The following is a 21,845-nucleotide window of genomic DNA, read 5'->3' on the forward strand; positions in this document are numbered from 1 at the left end:
CGCTGGTCTTAGAGCTATTGCGGTTCTGATAGATCAAAACCGCAATAGCTCTAGATTCTTATTTTGACGCGTTTTCTTCATGCGAACCGCGATCCACTTCGCTCGAAAACGCTATAGCCCGACGCCGCGCTATTTCGCCTTCGCCCTGCCGTGCTGCGGATCGGATGCGGTCTTCTCGCCCCGCGTCTGCCTCAGCTTTGCTGAAGCAGTGTGAACTCGATCTTCGCGCCGGCAGCGGTGTGGAAGTGCCCCTTGGCGAGATCCTCGATGATCGCTTCGGTTTCCATCTCCAACATGCGAAGCGCCGCGCGCCGCGCATGCGGCTGCGCGGAGTTGGTGATCGTATGGATGAGGCGGACCAGATAGGACGACCGCCAATGCATGATAGCGGCAACCTCGGCGTTTGCTGCAGCCTGCAAGATCGTTTCCACGGTCATCCTCCAACGGCAAAGGATCAATCCAAGCAACGCGGCCCGTGGCGACCAGCTGGCTCGTTCCAACGCCCGGGTCCGCATTGAGCTGTAAGCCGGATCGGCAATGCTGGCGAGCCCGTATGATTGCGTAGGAAGAGACCACAGCAGCGCTTGCATCGTGCTACGCGCAGCAACGTCAGGTAGTGCGACCGGGATGAGGCCGGCACCATGGGAACTTGGTGTAGCAGCGATCGCTGCGCGCTCGTCATCCGCCGCAAGCGAAAATCTCGTCGGAGGCCAACTCGTCGGAAATCAGTTGCCGGCCGATCGGACCTTACTTCGTAGCCGACCTGCCTGGCATCGATGCCTCGACTTTTCCCGAAGTCGCGACCTTGGCACGCGAGAGAGCTGGCTGCTGCCGCCCAGAGCTATTCCGGTTCTGATAGCATCAGAACCGGAACTCCAGATTGTTATTTTGACGCGTTTTGTTCACGCGAACTGGATCCACTTCGCTCGAAAACGCTATAGTCGTGCGCGGCAAGCGCTTCGGCGCCGAGATAACCTGGCCGCGGCGTCGCACGAGCCGGATTGTCCCGGTTTCGAGCCGCATGTGCGGCCACGTGCCGGAGTCCGCGGTCAGGCGCCCCACACCGCTCGCAGCAGGTTGAACCAGTTCCTGCCGATCACCGCCTCGACCCGCGCGGCCTTCCAGCCGCGTTTTTCCATCGCCGCGGTGAGGTTCGGCCATTCGCCGATGGTGCGCAGACCTTCGGGGTTGATGACGTCGCCGAAATCGGTCAGCCGCCGCCCATAGCCCTTATCATGGGTGATCCAGTCGAAGAATTTCTGGTCGTAGCCCTGGGTGAAATCGGTACCGATCCCGACATTGGCCTCGCCGCAGATGTCGATGACGTAGTCGATCGCTTCGACGTAGTCATCGACGTTGGCCTGCGGACCGCGTTTCAGAAACGGCGGGAACATGGTGACGCCGACGAAGCCGCCGTGATCGACGATGAATTTCAACTGCGCGTCGGTCTTGTTGCGCGGATGCGGCTTCAGGCCGGCGGGCAGGCAATGCGAATAGGCCACCGGCTGCTGCGAGGCGAGGATCACGTCCTCGCTGGTGCGGGCGCCGACATGCGACAGATCGCAAAGGATGCCGAGCCGGTTCATCTCGGCGACCACCTCGCGGCCGAAATCCGACAGCCCGCCATCCTTGCTCTCGTAGCAGCCGGTGCCGACCAGATTCTGGGTGTTGTAGGCCATCTGCATGATGCCAACCCCGAGTTCCTTGAACAGACCGAGATAGCCGATCTGATCCTCGATGCCGGTGATATTCTGCCAGCCCAGGATGATGCCGGTCTTGCCCTCCTGCTTGGCCCGCAAAATATCGGCGGCGCTGTAAACCTGCCGCAACAGATCGCTGTTGTCGGCGAGCCAGGCTTTCCAGCGCATCACATTGCGCATGGTCTCGGTGAATCCTTCCCAGATGCAGCAGGTGCAGTTGGCCGCGGTGAGGCGCGCGCGTCGCATGTCCTCGAACACCGGGCGGCTAAAATCGGAGACGATCAGGCCGTCGATCACAAGGGCGTCGTCGTGCAGGCTGGAGGCCATCAACTATCCTTTGCAAGCTTGGCGCAATGGGCGCCGGTCGATCTCAATTCTCGGGAACCAGCGAACCGGCGGTGATCGGCCAAGAAACGTGGACGGTGGCGCCGGGCGCCAGCACGGCGGGACCGCCGAGCGCAGGCGTCGGGCGCCGCGCGATCATGGTCAGTCCGCGCTGCGAGCGCAGCCGATACTCGATCAGCGCGCCGCGATAGGTCGCGATCTCCACCATGGCGTGGAAACTATTGTCGCCTTCGGCCGGCGGCGCGGCCGAGACCTCGATGCGCTCCGGACGCAAGGCGAGGCTGCACGGGCCGCTCGGCACCGCGGCATCGGCCAGCCGCACCACCGCGCCGTCGTCGAGAACGAACAGGCCGGGGGCGGCCGCCTTGCCGGGAAACAGGTTGGTCACGCCCATGAATTCCGCGGCGAAACGCGAGCACGGCGTCTCAAAGATGTCGCCCGGCGTCCCCATCTGTTCGACCCTGCCCTGCCGCATCAGCACCATGCGGTCGGCGACGCTCATGGCTTCGTCCTGATCGTGGGTCACGAAGATCGTGGTCAGGCCGAGCGACTGCTGCAATTGCCGGATCTCGATCTTCATCTCCTGGCGTAGCGTGGCGTCGAGATTCGACAATGGCTCGTCGAGCAGCAGCACGTCGGGCTCGATCACCAGCGCGCGCGCCAATGCCACGCGCTGCTGTTGGCCGCCGGACAATTGCTTGGGAAGCCGATCGGCAAAACTCGCGAGTTTGACCCGCGCCAGCGCCTGCGCCACCCGTTTCGCGGTCTCGGGCTTCGGCGTCTTGCGCATCTGCAATCCGAAGGCGACGTTCTCCGCGACGCTCATATGCGGAAACAACGCGTAGTTCTGAAACACGAAGCCCATGTTGCGGCGGTTCGGCGGCAGCGCGGTGACATCGCGCCCGCCGACCAGAATCCGGCCGGAGCTGACGTCGACGAAGCCGCCGACCATCCGCAACGTCGTGGTCTTGCCGCAGCCGGACGGACCGAGCAGCGCCACCAGTTCACCGGGCGCGATCCGGATCGACATGTGCTCGACCGCGACGCTGGAGTCGTAGTGCTTGGCGAGATCCTGCAGCACGATTTCCGTCATGGCACGCCCCTCTTAGTCGGTCAGAATGCGCGGCTCAGTTTGGCATAGCGGTCGGTGATCAGCAGCAGTGCCGCGATCAACGCGATCTGCACCGCCGCCACCGCACCGATGGTGGAATCGAGATTCCATTCGAGATAATTGACGATGGCGATCTGCAGCGTGGTCTTGCCGGGACCGACCAGAAAGATCGACTTCTCCAGATCGATGAACGACACCACGAAGGAGAACAGCGCCGCGGCGATGATGCCGGGTTTGATGATCGGCAGCGTGACCCGGAAGAACACCGTCAGCGCCGAAGCGCCGAGGCTCGCGGCCGCTTCCTCCACCGAACGGTTCATGCCGATCAGCGAGGTCGACACCAGGCGCACGGTCCAGGGCAGCGCGATCAGGCTGTGGGCGATCAGGAGGCCGGCGGTGGTGCCGGCGATCTGCACGTCGGTGAGGATCTCCACCTGGATGAAGAAGATGAACAACGCGCTGCCACCGACGATGCCGGGCACGATCATCGGCGACAGCAGGATGGTGTTGACGAGCTCGCGGCCGAGAAAGCCGTAGCGCACCAGCGCCAGGCTCGCGGGGACGCCGAGCAGCAGGCTGGCCAGCGTGGCGAACAGCCCGGTCTGCAGGCTGACGATCAGGCCGTCGCGAAACACGTCGGTTTCCCAGGCGCGGCGGTACCAGTCCAGCGTATAGCCGCTGGGGGGAAACGCCAGAATCTTGTTGGCGAAGAAGCTCATCCAGACGATGACAACAAGCGGCAGCACGATGAAGGCGGTGACGACCAGCGTCGTCGCGCCGTAAAACACCCGGGTCAGCCTTTGCGATGTCGCGAGGTTTGCCATCCTGCGCCTCACTCCGCCCAGCGGCGATAGCGCCGCTGCACCAGCAGGTTGGCGCTCACCGTCAGCGCCAGGGTGATGGTCATCAGGATGAACGCCAGTGCCGACCCGAACGGCCAGTTCATCGCCTTGGCGACCTGCTGATACACCGTCGGCGCCATCATGTGAAAGCGCGGTCCGCCGATCAAAAGCGGCGTCGCATAGGCGTTCATCGACAGGATGAAGCACAGCAAGGTGCCGGCCAGGATGCCGGGCAGCGCCAGCGGCAGCACCACTCGGCGGAGCGTCGAAAGATGCCCGGCGCCCAGGCTCGCCGCGGCGTCTTCCAGGTTGCGGTCGATGCCGTCGATCACGCTGTGCAGCGTGATGATCATGAACGGCAGCAGCACCGAGACCAGGCCGATCACCACAGCCGTCGGGGTGTACATCAGCCCGAGCTGGCCCTGGAAGCCGAATGCGCCAACCAGCGCGGCGAGCAACCCGCGATCGCCCAGCACCACCATCCAGGCCGCGGTGCGCACCGCATTGCCGATCAATAGCGGAATCACCACGAGAATGATCAGCCAGGATTTGGCGCGGCTGGAGGCCTGCCGCACCAGATAATAGGCGACCGGAAACGCCAGCACGAGGCAGATCGCGGTGGACAGCACCGACACCCACAGCGTGGTGAACAACACCTCCTGATAGAATCCGTCGCTCAGGAATTTCAGATAGTTGTCCGCGGTGAAGGCGCTGGCCATCAGATCGCCGGGCACGAAGCGGTTCAGGCTGTAGCGAAACATGATCGCCAGCGGACCGAACAACGCCAACACGACGAAGATCGTCGCCGGCCCGACCAGCATCGCAACCGGAGATCGCTTGCGGCGCAGCGCCGCCGCTGTGGTGATTTGCTCCGTCATGGCCAGTTCGGTCATCGCGTCACCCGCCGACATGCGCGAGGCAGAATTGCCTGGGAGTGGCCGGTGAACGCATCGCCACCACCCCGCGATCAGGAACGCGTCACGTTCTTGGTCCACCACTCCAGCCATTCGGAGGTGTTCTTGGCGACATAGCCAAAGTCGAGGAATTTCAGCTTGGCCTTTTCCTCCGCGGAGAAGTCGATCTGCGCGCGCAGCTCGGGTGACAGCTCGGCCTTGGCATTGGCCGGCGCATAGAAACTGGCGGCGGACAATCCGGCCATCGCGGTGGGATCGATCAGGGCATTGAGATAGGCGTAGGCGTCGTCCGGGTTCGGCGCCTTCTGCGGCATGCCGGCGCCGAAGGTCACGGCGATGGCGCCCTCGGCCGGATACTGCACGCCGAGCTTGAGGCCATCATTGATCCATTGTAGGCCGCGCGCTTTGTAGTTCACGGCGATATCGACTTCGCCATTGGCAAGGCCGGCGGCGAGCTGCTGATGGCCGGCGTAAATCCGCGGCTGAACCTTGTCGCGCAGTTCGACCAGCGAATCCCGGCCGGCGTCGACCGACGTCATGGTGCCGCCTTTCACGAGGCCGGCCATCAACATGTAGTTGAAGTAAAGCTGATTGGTGAGGCCGAGCCTGCCGGCCCATTTCGGATCCCACAATTCCTGATAGGAGGTCGGCGGATTCGGCACCTTGTCCTTGTTGTAAAGGATCACCACGCCGCTATAGAGCCACGGCACGAAATAATCGCTGCGCAGTTCTTTCACCAGGTCGCCGGAATTCGGAATTTTCTTGAAATCGAGATTGCCGATCGCGTCCTGCTGCTTCATCTCGAAGCCGTCGGAGCTGTTGAGGTGGATCACGTCGATCGAGCCGCGGCGGATGGCGCGCTCGGCCAGCAGCTTGGCCTTGCGCTCCGGCTCCATGCCGAGATCGTGGACGATCTTGTAGCCTTTGTCTTCCAGCAGCGGAATTTCGACGAATTTCCGGGTCCGTTCGTTCCAGTCGCCGCCCCAATTGGACACCACGATGGTGCCGCCGGCGGCGCGGGCCTGCCGCGGCAGGCCGAAGCTCGCCAGCCCCGCCGCGGCGCCGAGGCCGATCAGCACGTTGCGGCGGGATGGCGCCGCGCCGAGACGATGAAGCTCGCGCAACCGTTCAGACTCGTTCATCCGTCATTCCCTCTGTTGAATTGGTGCAATGCGCAGACGATGCGACCGGGCCTCGTTACTCGGCGGCAATCGGCACGTGGCCGACGTCGTCGAGATAGGCGACGCAGCGCTCTACGCTCTCGACGTCGGCGAACTTGGCGTCGATGTCGAACAGGTTCCAAGCCACCGCACCGGCGACGCGATCGCCGATGCATTCCTTCACCGCGATGGTGCGGAAGCCGTCGGCGAGACCATCGCACAGCGTCTCGCGGACGCAGGCGGATGCGGTCACTCCGGTCACCAGAATGGTGTCGACGCCTGCGGCGCGCAGGAAGCCGGCAAGATAGGTGCCGTGAAACGCGCTGGCGCGCTTCTTGATCAGAACCTGCTCGCCTTCGATCGGCTCGATCCGGCTGTCGATCGCCCAGATTTCCGGATTCGACTGCGCCACCACCTCGATCGGGATCTTGTCGTGCCAAAGCCCCATATCGGTCAGCGGATTGCTGCGGTCGGTGACCTGATAGCAGGTGGTGACGTGGACGACCGGATGTCCGTTGCGGCGGCACGCTGCGAGCAGCCCCTGCACGCCGGGAATGATACGATCGTCGACCCCCTCGCAGGTGAAGGGATTGCCCGGCCGGGTCCAGGCATTGGCGAGATCGACATTGATCAACGCCGGACGGCTGCCGAAGCCGATCCGCCGCTGAAAGCCGCGCGCGCGATACAGCGCGCTCGCCTTTTCGAACGCGAGCGCGAGAGTGGCATCGAGTTCGCGATCAAAACCGGACGGCGGGACGGTGACGGACATCTGATTTCTCCAGGTCTCGCTTTTTAGGAATGGGAGGCAACCTCAACTGCCCGCAGTGTGTCAGCGATAAAACGGCAAGAGAAATATCAAATAATGCTGGATTGATGCCAAATTCGGTATAAATAGTCCGATGCGCTTCGATCTTCGACACGTCCGCGCCTTCGTCACCTTGGCCGAGGAGCTGCATTTCGGCCGGGCGGCGGAGCGGCTGCACGTCGCGCAGCCGGCGCTCAGCCGCACCCTGCGCGACCTCGAGCGGGAGATCGGCGTGTCGCTGCTGCGCCGCACCACCCGGCTGGTCGAGCTCACCGATGCCGGCAAGGCCTTCCTCGCCGAATGCCGGCTGGCGCAGGACCATTTGGACCGCGCGGTGGAAACCGCTCGGCGCACCGCGGCCGGGGTGATCGGCGAATTGCGCGTCGCCTATATGGATTTTGCCATCAACGGCCGTTTGCCCGAACTGATCCGCGCGTTCCAACGCTACCATCCGGAGATCCGCCTCGAGCTCAGCTTCATGCCGACCTCGCATCAGCAGACCGCGCTGCTGGAGCGACGGATCGACGTCGGTTTCATGATCGGCGCGTTCGACCACGAACTGGTCGACAGCTACGCGTTCGACGAGGACCGCTACGTCGCGCTGCTGCCGATCACCCATCCGCGTTCCAACGTCCAGTCGCTGACGCTGCGCGACCTGGCCGAAGAAAAATTCGTGCTCGGCAACGGCGAAAACTGGACCGCGTTCCGCAATCGCCTGTTCGGCCTGTGCCAGGCCCGCGGCTTCTTTCCGCAGATCGCCCAGGAAGCCTCCAGCAGCGAAGGCATTTTCGGGCTGGTGGCAGCCGGGGTCGGCGTCAGCGTCTATTCAAGCTGCGTCCGCAACCTGCAGCGCCGCGGCATCGTCATTCGCCCGCTCGACGACGTCGGCAGCACGCTGCCAGTGTCGGCGGTCTGGGGCCGCCAGGAGCAATCCGCCAGCCTGCAGCATTTCAAGGCGTTCCTCCACAATGTGTGGGGGCATCGGGGCGCTGCGAGTTGACGACAGCGCTCAGCATTCCGTCACGTTGACGGCGAGACCGCCGCGCGAGGTCTCCTTGTATTTGGACTGCATGTCGGCGCCGGTCTGCCGCATGGTCTCGATCACCTGATCGAGCGAGACGTGGTGGACGCCGTCGCCGCGCATCGCCAGCGACGCCGCCGCGATCGCCTTGTTGGCGCCGAACGCGTTGCGTTCGATGCAGGGGATCTGCACCAGGCCGCCGATCGGATCGCAGGTCATGCCGAGATGATGTTCCATGGCGATTTCGGCGGCGTTCTCGACCTGGCTCGGCGAAGCCCCCAGCGCCGCGGCGAACCCCGCCGCCGCCATCGACGCCGCCGAGCCGACCTCGCCCTGGCAGCCGACCTCGGCGCCGGAGATCGACGCGTTGCGCTTGATCAGTGACCCGATCGCGGCGGCGCTGAGCAGGAACCTGCGCACCGCGTCGTCAGAATAGTCCGGGCAGAAATCGCGGAAATAGCGCAGCACCGCGGGAATGATCCCCGCGGCACCATTGGTCGGCGCTGTCACCACCCGGCCGCCCGTGGCATTTTCCTCGTTCACCGCGATCGCGAAGGTCGACACCCAGTCGAAAATCTCGTGCGGGCCGCTGCTGTTGGTCAGGCGCCGGGCTTCGAGCTTTGCCAACAGTTCTTTGGCGCGGCGCCGCACTTGCAGCGTGCCGGGAAGCACGCCGTCGAGCCGCAGCCCGCGGTCGATGCAGGCGAACATCGCATCGCGGATGAGATCGAGATTGCGGTCCACCTCGCCGCGCGATCGCAGCGCGAGTTCGTTGGCCAATTGCACGCCGGCAATCGACAACCCGGTGTCCCTGCAGATGCCTAACAAGTCCGCCGATGACGCGAAGCCGAACGGCAGGTCGATGCTGGTGCCGGCGCGCGACGCGCCTTCTTCTTCGACGAAGCCGCCGCCGATCGAATAGAATACTTTCTCGATCAGTTCGGCGCCATCCGCTGCGAATGCGCGAAAGCGCATGGCGTTGGAATGATGCGGCAGCAGCGCCTCGAAATTGAAGACGAGATCGGCCGCCGGATCGAAGGCGGCGGCCGTGCCGCCCGGCAGGCGAATGGTTTTAGTGGCGGAGAGCGCTGCGAGCAACCCCGCGATGTCGTCCGGATCGACGCGCGACGGCTGCTCGCCGAGTAGACCAAGACAGATGGCTCGGTCGGCGCCGTGGCCCCTGCCCGTCCATGCCAGCGAGCCGAACAACTCGACCTCGATGCGTATCACGGCGGCCGGAAGCTGATCCCTGAACCTGTTCGCCGCAACCATCGGTCCGACCGTGTGCGACGACGACGGCCCGATCCCGATCTTGAACAGATCGAAGGCGCTGATCATCACCGCGGTCGAGCCGGCGCGATGGCGTCGAATTCGCGGGCCACTTCCTGGAGCAGCCCATGCACATAAGGCGCGAAGGAGCGCCAGCATTCCACCTGATAGGACGGCGCGGCGCCCGCACGGATCAGCACGATCTCGGCCTTGCCGAACACCGTGCGGGTGGCCGATCCTGCGGGAAACCGCGCATCATCGAGATCCAGCGGGCAGCCGCCATTGAGGATGTCACGGGCATGCGCGCCGCCGACCCGAAACCCGACATTGCGATGGCCGATATCAACGAGAGAGAAGAACGAACCGGCGAGTTCGGCGGCGATCTGCCGCCCGAGCCCGACGCCGTCGGATTCGGGGGCGGTCAGCAGCCATTCGTCGGGGCCAAGCCGCGCGGCGAGACGCTCGCCGTTGACCACGCAGCTATTGATCGGCAGATCGATGCGGCAGGCCGCCACGCTCTGCCGTGCCGCGGCTTCCGCCGAGCCGAGCCGAAGCGAGAAACGCGCGGCGGGATCCAGCACCGCGACCTGCCCCGCGTCGCCGCGGGCTGCGGCTGCGATGATGGAATGGCGTGCGCAACCACCGATGTCAGGCATGGCCCCGTTCTCCCTTGACGTCGAAGAACACCGGATCGCTCACCCGCGCCGCGGCGAAGCCGGTCGGCGTCGTGACATGGACCGTGCGGCCGGTCAGCGCGCGTCCGTCTTCGACCAGCGCCAGCGCGATGGAATGGCCGCAGGCGTCGCTCCAATAGCTCGAGGTCACGTGCCCCAGCATCTTGACCGGCACCGGCGCCTTCGGATCGAGCACCACCTGGGCGCCTTCATCGAGCACCAGGGCCGCTGCATCGGTGAGGATGCCGACCAGCTGTTTGCGGCCCGCCGCCACCAGATCGGGCCGCGCCAGCGAGCGCTTGCCGACGAAATCCGGTTTCGCCTTGGCGATCATGCCGGCAAGCCCGAGATCGTCCGGCGTCACGGTGCCGTCGGTCTCCTGGCCGACAATGACGAAGCCGCGCTCGGCGCGCAGCACGTGCATCGCCTCGGTGCCATAGGGCGTGAGCCCGAATGATCGGCCGTGCGCATAGAGCGCTTCCCACACCGCTTGCGCGTGATCGGAAGGCACGTTGATCTCGAAGCCGAGTTCGCCGGTGAACGAGACCCGGAACAGCCGCGTCGGCACGCCGCAAATCTCGCCGCTGCGGATCGCCATATGCGGAAACGCTTGCGGCGAAAGATCGATGCCGGAGACGAACGGCTGCAGAATTGTTCGCGCCGCCGGGCCCTGCAGCGCGATCACCGCCCATTGCTCGGTGATCGAGGTCAGAAACACCCTGAGCTCCGGCCATTCGGTTTGCAGATAGTCCTCCATATGCGCCAGCACCCGCGGCGCGCCGCCGGTGGTGGTGGTGACGTGGAACAGCTCGGGCGTCAGCCGCCCCACCACGCCGTCGTCGAACACGAAGCCGTCTTCGCGCAGCATCAACCCGTAGCGGCATTTGCCGGGCTCGAGTTTCAGCCAGCCATTGACGTAGAACCGGTTCATGAATTCGGCGGCGTCGGGGCCCGCGACCTCGATCTTGCCGAGCGTCGAGGCGTCGAAGATGCCGGCCGCGGCGCGCACCGCCCGGCATTCGCGGCTGACCGCCTGCTGCATGGTCTCGCCGGGCCGCGGGAAATAACGGGCGCGCCGCCACAGCGCGACGTTTTCGAATTTCGCGCCGTGCCGTTCGGCCCAGTCGTGCAGCGGCGCCTTGCGGATCGGATCGAACAATTCGCCGCGCGCCGAGCCGACCAATGCCCCGAACGTCACCGGCGTATAGGGCAGCCGGAACGTGGTCGTGCCGACCGCCGGCACCGGCTTGTGCAAAATCTCCGACAACAGCCCGAGCGCCGCCATGTTCGAGGTCTTGCCCTGATCGGTGGCCATGCCGGTCGTGGTGTAGCGCTTGACGTGCTCGACGGATTCGAAGCCTTCGCGCACCGCCAACCGGACGTCCTTGGCGGTGACGTCGTTCTGGAAATCGACGAAGGCCATCGCTCCACCGGCGGGTCGATCGGAGGGCAATTGGCGCAGCGGATGAAATCCGGTGAGGCTCGCCGGCGCCGCGGCCATCGCCCGGGCGACGCCGTCCGCGCTGCCGGCCTCCCAGCCTTCGACCAGGCAGCGCTGCAGATCGTAGCTGCCGCTGGCCGCGCCCACGCTGCGCTCGGCCTGCACCGACGCTCCCGGCACGAAGCCATCGATCGCCGCGTCGAATTGCAGCTTGCCGCGGGATTGCGAGAACAGATGCACCGCCGGCGTCCAGCCGCCGGACATGCCGACGCAATCGCAATCAAGCGTGCGCCTTGCGCCAACCGCGCCGTCACGGTCGACCGCGGCCACGATCAGGCCGCTGACCCGTTTGCGCCCGGTCGATCCAACGACGGTGTGCGAGGTCATCACCTCGATGCCGAGCCCGCGCACCATCGCCAGCTCCAGGCCGCACTCATCGTCGTTGCGCATGTCGACCAGGCTCACCGCAAGGCCGGCCGCGTGCAAGTCGGCGGCGACCTGATAGGCGGCGGCCCCATTGGTCGCCAGCACGATCCGCCGGCCCGGCGCCACGCCATAGCGATTGACGAACACACGAATGCTCTCCGCCAGCATGATGCCGGGGCGGTCGTTGTCGGCAAAGCACAGCGGCCGTTCGTGCGATCCGGCGGCCAGCACCACGCGCTTCGCCCGCACCTGCCACAGCCGTTCGCGCGGCACCGCGTCGCTGTGCTGCTGAAGGTGATCGGTGACCCGCTCGGCCAGCACGACGTGATTGTGATTGTAGTAGCCGAACGCCGTGGTCCGCGGCAGCATGACCACGTTGCCGCGGCCGCGCAGCGTCGCCACGGTCTCGCGCAGCCAGGCGTCCACCGGCATCCCCTCGATCGACGACACCGTGTCGTGCAGCAGCGTGCCGCCGAGCTCCGATTGTTCGTCGGCGAGGATCACCCGCTGCCCTGAGGCCGACGCGGCGAGCGCCGCCGCAAGCCCGGCCGGGCCGGCGCCGACCACCAGCACGTCGCAATGGGCGTGGCGATGCACGTAGCGATCCGCATCGGGCTCATCAGGCGCAACACCGAGCCCCGCCGCGGCGCGGATATTGGGCTCGTAGAGCCGATCCCAGAACGAGCGCGGCCACATGAAGGTCTTGTAGTAGAAGCCGGCGGCCAGCAGCGGCGACAACAGATTGTTGATTTCGCCGATGTCGTGCTGCAGCGACGGCCAATGATTTTGCGTTTTCGCGCTCAGCCCGTCGACGGCTTCGAACACCGTAGCACGGTTGTTGGGATCGGTGCGACCCGTCCCGCGGCTGATATTGAGCAGCGCGTTGGGTTCGTCGGAGCCGTGCGAAAGCAGGCCGCGCGGCCGGTGATATTTGAACGAGCGGCCGACGAGATGCTGGCCATTGGCGAGCAGCGCCGAGGCGATCGTATCGCCGGCGTAGCCGTCGATGCGCCGACCATTGAAGCTGAACCGGATCGGCCGCGATCGATCGATGCGGCCGCCCTGCGGCAGTCGGAACGGCTGCGCCATCACTTGCCTCCGCTTGCGAGATCGGGACGCGCGGCGCCCATCGGATAGGTCGCCAGAAATTGGTCGCTGGCGGTGTCGCGCAGCGCGTTGAACCAGCGGCCGCAGCCATGGGCGTGATTCCAGCGCTCGGCATGCACGCCCTTGGGATTGTGGCGATAGTACAGGAATTCGCTCCACGCCCGGTCGTCGAGCGCGGAGGGATCGGCGGGCCGCGCAATATGCGCCTCGCCGCCGCAGCGGAATTCGATTTCCGGGCGTTCGCCGCAGTAATGACAGGTCACGAGCAGCATCGGGCGCCTCTCAATGGGCGACCGCGGCCGCCGCGGCCTCGTCGATCAGGCGGCCGCTGCGGAAGCGATCGAGGTTGAACGGCGCATTGATCGGATGCGGCTCGCCGGTGGCGATGGTGTGGGCGAACAGATGGCCGGAGCCGGGCGTCGCCTTGAAACCGCCGGTGCCCCATCCGCAATTCACGAACAGCCCGGGAATTGCCGTCTTGCCGATGATCGGCGAACGGTCCGGCGTGACGTCGACGATGCCGCCCCAGTTGCGCAGCATCCGCAGCCGGGAGAATTGCGGAAACAACTCGCAGATCGCGTCCAGCGTGTGGGTGGTGATGTGCAGGCCGCCCTGCTGGCTGTAGGAAATATACTGATCGGTGCCGGCGCCGATCACCAATTCGCCCTTGTTGGATTGCGAGATATAGGCGTGCACCGCGTTCGACATCAGCACGCAGGGAAACACCGGCTTCACCGGCTCCGACACCAGCGCCTGCAACGGAAAACTCTCCAGCGGCATGCGCAACCCCGCCCGCTCCATCACCACGCTGCTGTGGCCGGCGGCCGCAACGCCGACCCGCGAAGTGCGAATTGCGCCGCGCGTGGTGTCGACGCCGGCGACCGCGCCATCGGGGCCGCGGCTGATGCCGGTGACTTCGCAATTCTGGATGATATCGACGCCCATCGCGTCGGCGCCGCGGGCATAGCCCCAGGCCACCGCGTCGTGCCGGGCGACCCCGCCGCGGCGCTGCAGCGCGGCGCCGACCACTGGATAGCGGATGTCCGGCGAGATATTCAGCGGCGGGCAGAACGCTTTGGCCTGTTCCGGCGTCAGCCATTCATTGTCGACGCCGTTCAGACGATTGGCGTAGACGTGACGCTTGAAGCTTTGCACGTCGTGAACATTATGCGCCAGCATCAGCACGCCGCGCTGCGAGAACATCACATTGTAGTTGAGTTGCTGGCTGAGGCCTTCCCAGAGTTTCAGCGCGTGGTCGTACAGCGCAGCACTTTCGTCGTACAGATAGTTGGAACGGATGATGGTGGTGTTGCGCCCGGTGTTGCCGCCACCGATCCAGCCCTTCTCCAGCACCGCGATATTGCGCATGCCGTGGAGCTTCGCCATGTAGAATGCGGTGGCGAGGCCATGGCCGCCGCCACCGACGATCACCGCGTCGTAGGCCGGCTTCGGCTCCGGGGCGCGCCATTGCCGCCCCCAGCCCTGCTGGGCGTTAGCGGCTTCGGTAACCAGCGAACGTAAGGAGAAGCGGCGCATCGGTCGGTCTCCAGCCGGAATTTCCTGACCCTAGCGCTTTAACCGCTGCAGCGGCGATTTCTCGTAGCCAAACGATCAATTCTGGAATAAACGCGACATCGGGTGGGTTCCGGCCGCGGATCAATGAATGCCTGGCACAGCGAAATTACGGGTTGGCTTCATCCTGATGCACAACTTCACCCTCACCGCCTTCGCCAGCTTTGTCGACGTGCTGCGGCTATCCGCCGACAAGGGCGATCGCAGCCGACCGATCGATTGTAGCTGGCAGGTGATGAGCGCGGGCCAGCGCGAGGCCAAGGCCAGTTGCGGCATCGTGATTCAGCCGTCATCCGGGCTGCTTGATCCCACCGCGTTCGATTGCATCGTGGTGGTGGGTGGACTGCTGCAGGGCATGCCGCCTTTGTCCAAGGAGATCGCCGGCTATTTGCGCAAGGCGGCCGAGGCCGGGGTGACGCTGATCGGGGTCTGCACCGGCAGTTTCGTGCTGTGCCGGCTCGGCCTGATGAAGCAACGCAAATGCTGCGTCAGTTGGTATCACTATCGCGACTTCGTCGAGGAATTTCCCGATCTGGTTCCGATCGCCGATCGGCTGTTCGTGATCGACGGCAATCGCATCACCTGCTCCGGCGGTCTCGGCGTCGCCGATCTCGCCGCGCATCTGGTCAGCGAACGTTTGGGCGCCTCGGTGGCGCAGAAGGCGCTGCATATCCTTTTGGTGGATCGCCGGCGCAGCGAGAGCAGCTCGCAGCCCGCCCCGCTTCCCGGAACCGACAGCGACGACATCCGGATTTGCCGCGCCCTGCTGCTGATGGAACAGAACCTCGCCGAACCGCTGCCGATTTCGGCGATCGCCAAACGGATCGGGGTCGGCGTCCGACAGCTCGAGCGGGTGTTCGGACAAGAACTGAAATCGTCACCGCAGCAGAGCTATCTGGCGTTGCGGCTGCAGCATGGCCAATGGATGCTCAAGAACCACACGCTGCCGCCGAGCCGCATCGCCGCCGAGCTTGGCTTTTCGGATGCCTCGCATTTCGGCCGCAGCTTCAAAGCGCGCTATGGCCTGGCGCCGGCGGCGTTCCGCAAGCAGGTCAAGCGGCAGCAGCCGGATGCGCTGAAGCCGCGAAGGCAGCCCGACGATCCCGCGGAGGCGCGGGTGTTCGAATGAGTCCAGCGCCGAGACATTTGCAGCCCGCTGGCCGGCGGCCGCGATGTCGCATCTCGCCGCCGGCATGTCGTAACAATTTTAGCGCGGGCGCGCGGCCGAAGACCAGTGTCGCCATCGATCGAACGATGTGCAGAAAGAAAGCCTCCCGATGCCTATGACGAGCGACGACCTTCTCGCTTATCTCGCGGACCAGCACATCAGCGCCACCACCCATGACCACCCGGCGGTGCACACCGTCGAGGACTCGCGGCGATTGCGCGGGGATATCCCGGGGATTCACACCAAGAACCTGTTCCTGCGCGACAGCAAGAAGACGTTCTTTCTTGTGGTGGCAGATGAGGCGGCGACGGTGAATTTGAAGGATCTGCGTCACAAGATCGGAGCGAAGGGCAATTTGTCATTCGGCGCCGCCGACGTTCTCCTGGACATGCTGGGGGTGACGCCCGGATCGATTTCGCTACTGGCGCTGGTCAACGACGCTACGCACAACGTCACCCTCGTCGTCGATCAATCCTTGCTTGCCGCCGAGACGATCAATTGCCATCCGCTCAGCAACCGCCGCACCACGTCGCTGTCGGCGGAGGCGCTGCGACAATTCCTGGCCAACACTGGGCACTCGCCATTGAGCATTTCGCTCGACGGCAAATGACGTCGCGCCGCGATCCCGCACCGGGCCTCGCGATCCTATTCTTCCGCAATGTCGAGCCCGCCGATCCGCCGCCTCGCGGCGCTGCCCGGATCAGCCGTCGCCGCGCCGCCTCGGTTTGGACTGCAACGGCGGCTCGAGGACGACCTCCTTCAAGCGATCGCCGCATAACGCGACGGCTGCGAAATTCAGCTTGCCGCCGATTCTGATCAGGCCGGCGCTGATCACGATCCCCGTCGTCTCCCGCTCCGCGAGCGCCACCGCGTCCGACAGATTCAAGCCCGTTCGCATCAGGTCGCTGACATTGGCGCGATCGGTCTGATCGAGGCTGTCGATGGTCGAATAGATCCGAGCCGCGCCCGCCTCGCCATTGTCTGCATCAATATGATGCTCCAACACCTGATCGCCGACCAGGGTGAGGATGCGGTAGAACCGCTCGCCCGAGGTCGCGACGAAGCTGACATCGACGGCCCGCGACCCGGCATGCTGGCGTTCCGAGATGTCGAGCGCCTGCAGCAGCGTGATCGCAACGCTGCGGGCGCTCGCCGCCTGGCGCTCGCTCTGCGTGGCGGCATCCCGAACCTCAGGGCTGTCGCCGACCATTTCCGAATTGCGGCCGTCCGTCGTGGCCGCTGCGGCCTGTAGCGAGGCGATGGCGATCGTCAGCAGGCAGCCGATCGCGATCGGGCGAACGATGGACTGGACCAACCGCATCGTTGCGTTGTTGCTGATGCACATCATGACACAACCAGGCTCGTTCAGATCCCTTGCAGCGGCATGGAGCGCGCTCCCTGCCGATCACTTAAAATCGCCATCGACGGCAACTCGCGCTGCATCGCTATTGTCCGATGGCGGGGACAAGCTCCAGATAGCCACGATAGATCGCCACCGGCGTCTTGGTGTCGTCGAACTGCACCCGGCAACTGCCGGGCGAGCCGACGCCGACAATGGTGCCTTCGCGGCCGCGATAATGCGGATGGCGTTCGCGTCCGAAGCCGTTCATGCGAACCCGCGCGCCCTGCTCCAGCAGCGGCAGCTGGCTCGACGTCGGAAAGCTCTGGCGCAGGTCGGCGATCTTCGGCCAGATCGCGAGGAGCTCACGGTTGCGCTTCATCTTCGACATCGCTCAGCCCGCCACCGGCTCGACGACCTCGTCGTCGGCGGCCAAGGTTCCACCGCTGCCGTGCTGGGTCAACGGTTTCGAGCCGGTGACGCTGCGCAGCAGCACATAGAACACCGGAGTCAGGAACAGCCCGAACAGCGTCACGCCGATCATGCCGGAGAACACCGCCACGCCCATGGCGCGGCGCATCTCCGCGCCGGCGCCGGTCGACAGCACCAGGGGCAGCACGCCCATGATGAACGCCATCGACGTCATCAGGATCGGGCGCAGCCGCAGCCGGCTGGCTTCGATCGCCGCCTTGATCGGCGAGCGGCCGGCGAATTCCAATTCGCGGGCGAATTCGACGATCAGGATGGCATTCTTCGCGGACAGTCCAACCAGCACGATCAGCCCGATCTGGGTGAAGACGTTGTTGTCGCCCTTCGACAGCCAGACGCCGAACATCGCGGCCAATAACCCCATCGGCACGATCATGATGATCGACAACGGCAGCGTCAGGCTCTCGTACAGCGCCGCCAGCACCAGGAATACCAACAGGATCGCCAAGGGAAACACCCACAGCCCGGAATTGCCGGCGATGAATTCCTGATAGGTCAGATCCGTCCATTCGAAGGCGAAGCCCGGCGGCAAGGTCTCCGCCGCGATCCGGGTCGCCACTTCCTGCGCCTGACCGGAAGAATAACCCGGTGCCGCCGCGGCGTTGATGTCCGAGGACAGGAAGCCGTTGTAGCGGATCGCCCGTTCCGGACCGGCGCTCTGGTGAATCTTCAACAGCGCGGCGAGCGGCACCATGTCGCCCGAAGCGGAGCGCACCTTGAGCTGGCGGATATCGTCGGCCCGCGCCCGGAACGGCGCGTCGGCCTGCACATAGACCGAATAGGTGCGGCCGAATTTGTTGAAGTCGTTGACGTAGTACGATCCGAGATAGATCTGCAGCGTGTTGAACACCTCGGTCACCGGCACGCCGAGCTGCAGCGCCTTGGTGCGGTCGATGTCGGCGAACAATTGCGGCACGTTGACCTGGAAGCTGGAGAACGTGCCGGCGATCTCCGGCGCTTTCGCCATCGCCGCCAGGAAAGCCTTGGTGGCGTCGTTCAGCGCGTCGTAGCCGAGCCCGGCGCGGTCCTCGATCTGCAGCTTGAAGCCGCCGATGGTGCCGAGCCCGTTGACCGGCGGCGGCGGAAACATCGCGATGAACGCCTCCTGGATGCCGGCATATTTCTTGTTCAGCTCCATGGCGATCGCAGCACCACTCAGCGAGGCATCCTTGCGCTCCTCGAACGGCTTCAGCGTCGAGAACACGATGCCGGCATTGGAGGAATTGGTGAAGCCCGAGATCGATAGCCCGGGAAACGCCACCGAGCTTTCCACGCCGGGCTGGGTCGCTGCGATGTCGCTCATCCGGCGAATGACGTCTTCGGTGCGGTCGAGCGTGGCGCCGTCGGGCAGCCGCGCGAAGCCGACCAGATACTGCTTATCCTGGCCCGGCACGAAGCCGCTCGGCACCAGCTTGAACAGCCCGGCGGTGGCGACCACCAGCACGACATAGACGCCGATCACGATCGCCTTGCCGGAGATCACGCCGCCGACGCCACGGCTGTAGCCGTGCGCCGAGCGCGCAAAGGCGTGGTTGAAGCCGCGGAAGAACCAGCCGAGCCCGCGGTCGAGAATCCGCGTCAGCCGGTCCTTGGGATCGTCGCGGCCTTTCAGCAGCAACGCCGCCAGCGCCGGCGACAATGTCAGCGAATTGACCGCGGAGATCACCGTGGAGATCGCAATGGTCAGCGCGAACTGCTTGTAGAACTGCCCGGTCAACCCGCTGATGAAGGCCAGCGGCACGAACACCGCGATCAGCACCAAAGCGATGGCGATGATCGGCCCCGAGACCTCCTTCATCGCCTGATAGGTCGCATCGCGGGGCGAGCGGCCGGCCTCGATGTTGCGCTCGACGTTCTCCACCACGACGATGGCGTCGTCGACCACGATGCCGATCGCCAGCACCAGGCCGAACAGGCTGAGCGCGTTGATCGAAAATCCGAACACGTGCATCACCGCGAAGGTGCCGACGATCGACACCGGCACCGCGAGCAGCGGGATGATCGAGGCCCGCCAGGTCTGCAGGAACAGGATCACCACCACCACCACCAGCGCGATGGCTTCCAGCAGGGTGTGGATCACCGCTTCGATGGAAAACCGGACGAATTGCGTCGGGTCATAGACGATCTGGTACTCGACGCCCTCCGGCATGGTCTTCTGAATCTCGGCCATGGTGGCGCGAACGCTGTCGGAGATCTGCAGCGCGTTGGATCCCGGCGCCTGAAAGATCGGAATCGCCACCGCCTGCTTGTTGTCGAGCAGCGAGCGCAGGCCGTATTCCGAGGCGCCGAGCTCGACACGGGCGACGTCGCGCAGCCGCGTCACCTCGCCCTTCGCGCCGCTCTTGACCACGATGTCGCGGAATTGCTCTTCGGTCGACAGCCGGCCCTCGGCATTGACCGAGAGTTGCAGGTCGAGCCCCTTGACGCTCGGCGAGGCGCCGACCACGCCGGCCGCGGCCTCGACGTTCTGCGCCTGGATCGCCTTGACGATGTCGCTGGCGGTCAACGCGTGCTCCGCCGCCTTCTGCGGATCGACCCAGACCCGCATCGAATAGTCGCCGGCGCCGTACAGCTGCACGTCGCCGACGCCGTCGAGCCGCGCCAGCCGGTCCTTGACGTTGAGCACCGCGTAGTTGCGCAGATACGTCATGTCGTAGCGGTTGTTCGGCGACAGCAGATGCACCACCATGGTGAGGTCGGGCGAACTCTTCTTGGTGATGATGCCTAGCTGGCGCACCACTGCCGGCAGCCGCGGTTCGGCCTGCGCGACGCGGTTCTGCACCAGTTGCTGCGCCTTGTCGGGATCGGTGCCGAGCCGGAACGTCACCGTCAGCGTCATCGCGCCGTCGGTAGTGGCTTGGCTTGCCATATAGAGCATGCCTTCGACGCCGTTGATCTGCTCCTCGATCGGCGTTGCCACCGTCTCGGCGATCACCTTGGGGTTGGCGCCGGGATAGGTGGCGCGCACCACCACCGATGGCGGCACCACGTCGGGATATTCAGAGATCGGCATCGCCAGCAGCGAGATCAGCCCGGCCAGGAAGATCAGCACCGACAATACGCCGGCGAAGATCGGACGATCGATGAAGAATTTCGATAGATTCATGGCCGCGCTCCGCTGCGAAGGTTTTTGTTAGCGCTGCGCGAGCTGGCTGGCGGCAGCGAGCCGCGGACCGGCGCCGCCGGCGTCGGCCAGATCGGACTTCAGCAACGCGCCGGGACGCACCCGCTGCAAGCCGTTGACCACCACGCGATCGCCGGATTGCAGCCCCGAGGTCACGATCCGCAGCCCCTCGACATTGCCGCCGAGCGTGATCGCGCGGTACAGCGCGCGGTTGTCGTTGCCGACCACCATCACGAACTTCTTGTCCTGGTCGGTGCCGATCGCACGCTCCTCCACCATCACCAGCGTCTGCTGCTGCGGCTGTCCCATCCGCAGTCGCGCGAACTGGCCGGGGATCAGCCGGCCGTCGGCGTTGTCGAACGCGGCGCGCACCCGGATGGTGCCGCTCTGGCCGTTGACCTGATTATCGATCAGCTGGATGTGGCCCTTCACGCTGTCGCCGCCGGAGGTCGACATCTCGACCGGAATGCGGTCGAGCTTGCCGGAAGCGCCGCCGATCGAATTCAGCGCCCGGATCACCACCTCTTCGTCAGCATCGAAACTGGCATAGATCGGGTTGATCGAGACCAGCGAGGTCAGCACCGGCGATGACGTGCCGGCGGCGACCAGGTTGCCGACGGTGACTTCGATCTTGCCGACCCGGCCGTCCACCGGGGCGCGGACCTGGGTGTAATCCAGGTTGAGCTTGGCCGATTGCAGCGTGGCTTCCGCCGCCGCCACATTGGCGATGGCTTCGCGACTGGCGTTGTCACGCTGGTCGAAATCTCGCTTGGTGACGATATTGTTGCCGACCAACTGGCGGCCGCGTTCGAGTTCGCCAGCGGCGAACAGCGCGCGGGCCTTCGCCGCCTCGAGCTGGGCCTGCGCCTTGTCGACCTCGGCCGCATAGGGCGCGGGATCGATCGCAAACAGCAGGTCGCCGGCCTTGACCAGCGCGCCCTCGGTGAACCGCGCGGTCTGAATGGCGCCGGCGACGCGCGGCCGCAGTTCGACGCGGTTGACCGCCTCCAACCGGCCGGAGAAATCGTCCCACAAGGTGGCCTGCCGCGGCTGCACCACCGCGACGGTGACGGGGACAGCCTGTTCGGGCGGCGGCGCGCTCGCGGTCGCCTGCTCGACATGGAAATAGCGGTCGGTGATCACCGACCCGGCAAGAATCGCGGCCCCGGCCACAGCCAGGCCGACGATGGTTCGGCGGAAACGGTGGGACGGCGGGACGATGGCGGACGACGTCATGTGGCGCTCCATAACTGTAGTGCTTGCTACAGATGTAGAGGTGGACGTCCGTCGTCAAGAGCATTATGTATCACGCACTAAGAAAAGTCGAGGTAACAGCAA

19 protein-coding genes are annotated in these 21,845 nt (G+C 65.1%); 3 read left to right on the forward strand and 16 right to left on the reverse strand.

Annotated features, from left to right (window positions below):
• Positions 1-191: 191 nt before the first annotated feature.
• The 7 genes from VGC77_RS02580 to VGC77_RS02610 all read right to left on the reverse strand — a co-directional run bounded on the left by VGC77_RS02580 (position 192) and on the right by VGC77_RS02610 (position 6,841).
• Positions 192-431, reverse strand: a complete 240-nt coding sequence (locus tag VGC77_RS02580; RefSeq protein ID WP_331169995.1) for a hypothetical protein — start codon at positions 429-431, stop codon at positions 192-194.
• Positions 432-1,049: 618 nt separating this feature from the next.
• The gene (locus VGC77_RS02585; protein ID WP_349257064.1) at positions 1,050-2,030 is read right to left on the reverse strand and encodes a dipeptidase; all 981 of its coding nucleotides are present in this window, start codon (positions 2,028-2,030) and stop codon (positions 1,050-1,052) included.
• 40 nt (positions 2,031-2,070) lie between these two features.
• The gene (locus tag VGC77_RS02590; RefSeq protein ID WP_331169997.1) at positions 2,071-3,138 is read right to left on the reverse strand and encodes an ABC transporter ATP-binding protein; all 1,068 of its coding nucleotides are present in this window, start codon (positions 3,136-3,138) and stop codon (positions 2,071-2,073) included.
• 20 nt (positions 3,139-3,158) lie between these two features.
• A complete protein-coding gene (locus VGC77_RS02595; protein WP_331169998.1) occupies positions 3,159-3,980 on the reverse strand; it encodes an ABC transporter permease in 822 nt (273 codons plus the stop codon).
• An 8-nt stretch (positions 3,981-3,988) separates the two neighbouring features.
• A complete protein-coding gene (locus VGC77_RS02600) occupies positions 3,989-4,876 on the reverse strand; it encodes an ABC transporter permease (protein WP_331169999.1) in 888 nt (295 codons plus the stop codon).
• Positions 4,877-4,965: 89 nt separating this feature from the next.
• On the reverse strand, positions 4,966-6,054 hold the full coding sequence (locus VGC77_RS02605; RefSeq protein ID WP_331170000.1) for an ABC transporter substrate-binding protein: 1,089 nt from the start codon (positions 6,052-6,054) through the stop codon (positions 4,966-4,968).
• 55 nt (positions 6,055-6,109) lie between these two features.
• Positions 6,110-6,841 (reverse strand): isochorismatase family protein, encoded by a 732-nt coding sequence (locus VGC77_RS02610; RefSeq protein WP_331170001.1) that lies wholly within the window; start codon positions 6,839-6,841, stop codon positions 6,110-6,112.
• A gap of 130 nt (positions 6,842-6,971) precedes the next feature.
• Between VGC77_RS02610 and VGC77_RS02615 the strand changes: the two genes are divergently transcribed.
• Positions 6,972-7,877 carry a LysR family transcriptional regulator gene (locus VGC77_RS02615; protein WP_331170002.1) on the forward strand — a complete coding sequence of 302 codons (906 nt, stop codon included), beginning with the start codon at positions 6,972-6,974 and terminating at the stop codon, positions 7,875-7,877.
• Positions 7,878-7,886: 9 nt separating this feature from the next.
• On the opposite strand, the gene VGC77_RS02620 is transcribed toward VGC77_RS02615, so the two are convergent.
• From VGC77_RS02620 to VGC77_RS02640, 5 genes are read right to left on the reverse strand one after another with little or no spacing between them, the layout of a single operon-like run.
• Positions 7,887-9,236: an L-serine ammonia-lyase gene (locus VGC77_RS02620; RefSeq protein ID WP_331170003.1), complete on the reverse strand. Its 1,350-nt coding sequence runs from the start codon at positions 9,234-9,236 to the stop codon at positions 7,887-7,889.
• Positions 9,236-9,823: a sarcosine oxidase subunit gamma gene (locus VGC77_RS02625; RefSeq protein ID WP_331170004.1), complete on the reverse strand. Its 588-nt coding sequence runs from the start codon at positions 9,821-9,823 to the stop codon at positions 9,236-9,238. Before VGC77_RS02625 ends, VGC77_RS02620 begins: the two co-directional genes overlap by 1 nt.
• A complete protein-coding gene (locus tag VGC77_RS02630) occupies positions 9,816-12,797 on the reverse strand; it encodes a sarcosine oxidase subunit alpha family protein (protein ID WP_331170005.1) in 2,982 nt (993 codons plus the stop codon). Before VGC77_RS02630 ends, VGC77_RS02625 begins: the two co-directional genes overlap by 8 nt.
• Entirely contained in the window at positions 12,797-13,087 is a 291-nt protein-coding gene (locus tag VGC77_RS02635; protein WP_331170006.1) for a sarcosine oxidase subunit delta, read from the reverse strand. Before VGC77_RS02635 ends, VGC77_RS02630 begins: the two co-directional genes overlap by 1 nt.
• 10 nt (positions 13,088-13,097) lie before the next feature.
• Positions 13,098-14,351, reverse strand: a complete 1,254-nt coding sequence (locus tag VGC77_RS02640; protein ID WP_331170007.1) for a sarcosine oxidase subunit beta family protein — start codon at positions 14,349-14,351, stop codon at positions 13,098-13,100.
• A gap of 127 nt (positions 14,352-14,478) precedes the next feature.
• Between VGC77_RS02640 and VGC77_RS02645 the strand changes: the two genes are divergently transcribed.
• Together VGC77_RS02645 and VGC77_RS02650 are read left to right on the forward strand one after the other, a co-directional pair.
• Positions 14,479-15,516 carry a GlxA family transcriptional regulator gene (locus VGC77_RS02645; RefSeq protein WP_331170008.1) on the forward strand — a complete coding sequence of 346 codons (1,038 nt, stop codon included), beginning with the start codon at positions 14,479-14,481 and terminating at the stop codon, positions 15,514-15,516.
• Positions 15,517-15,670: 154 nt separating this feature from the next.
• Positions 15,671-16,165, forward strand: coding sequence for a prolyl-tRNA synthetase associated domain-containing protein (locus VGC77_RS02650; RefSeq protein ID WP_331170009.1), 495 nt, complete (start codon positions 15,671-15,673; stop codon positions 16,163-16,165).
• Positions 16,166-16,255: 90 nt separating this feature from the next.
• Here the strand turns inward: VGC77_RS02650 and VGC77_RS02655 are convergent, their stop codons facing one another.
• The 4 genes from VGC77_RS02655 to VGC77_RS02670 all read right to left on the reverse strand — a co-directional run bounded on the left by VGC77_RS02655 (position 16,256) and on the right by VGC77_RS02670 (position 21,743).
• Positions 16,256-16,900, reverse strand: a complete 645-nt coding sequence (locus VGC77_RS02655; protein WP_331170010.1) for a PepSY domain-containing protein — start codon at positions 16,898-16,900, stop codon at positions 16,256-16,258.
• 100 nt (positions 16,901-17,000) lie between these two features.
• A complete protein-coding gene (locus VGC77_RS02660) occupies positions 17,001-17,276 on the reverse strand; it encodes a hypothetical protein (RefSeq protein WP_331170011.1) in 276 nt (91 codons plus the stop codon).
• Between the two features lie 12 nt (positions 17,277-17,288).
• On the reverse strand, positions 17,289-20,489 hold the full coding sequence (locus VGC77_RS02665) for a multidrug efflux RND transporter permease subunit (RefSeq protein ID WP_331170012.1): 3,201 nt from the start codon (positions 20,487-20,489) through the stop codon (positions 17,289-17,291).
• 27 nt (positions 20,490-20,516) lie between these two features.
• Positions 20,517-21,743: an efflux RND transporter periplasmic adaptor subunit gene (locus VGC77_RS02670; RefSeq protein ID WP_331170013.1), complete on the reverse strand. Its 1,227-nt coding sequence runs from the start codon at positions 21,741-21,743 to the stop codon at positions 20,517-20,519.
• Positions 21,744-21,845: the final 102 nt, after the last annotated feature.

This window comes from Rhodopseudomonas sp. (assembly GCF_036404135.1).
Lineage (GTDB): Bacteria > Pseudomonadota > Alphaproteobacteria > Rhizobiales > Xanthobacteraceae > Rhodopseudomonas_A.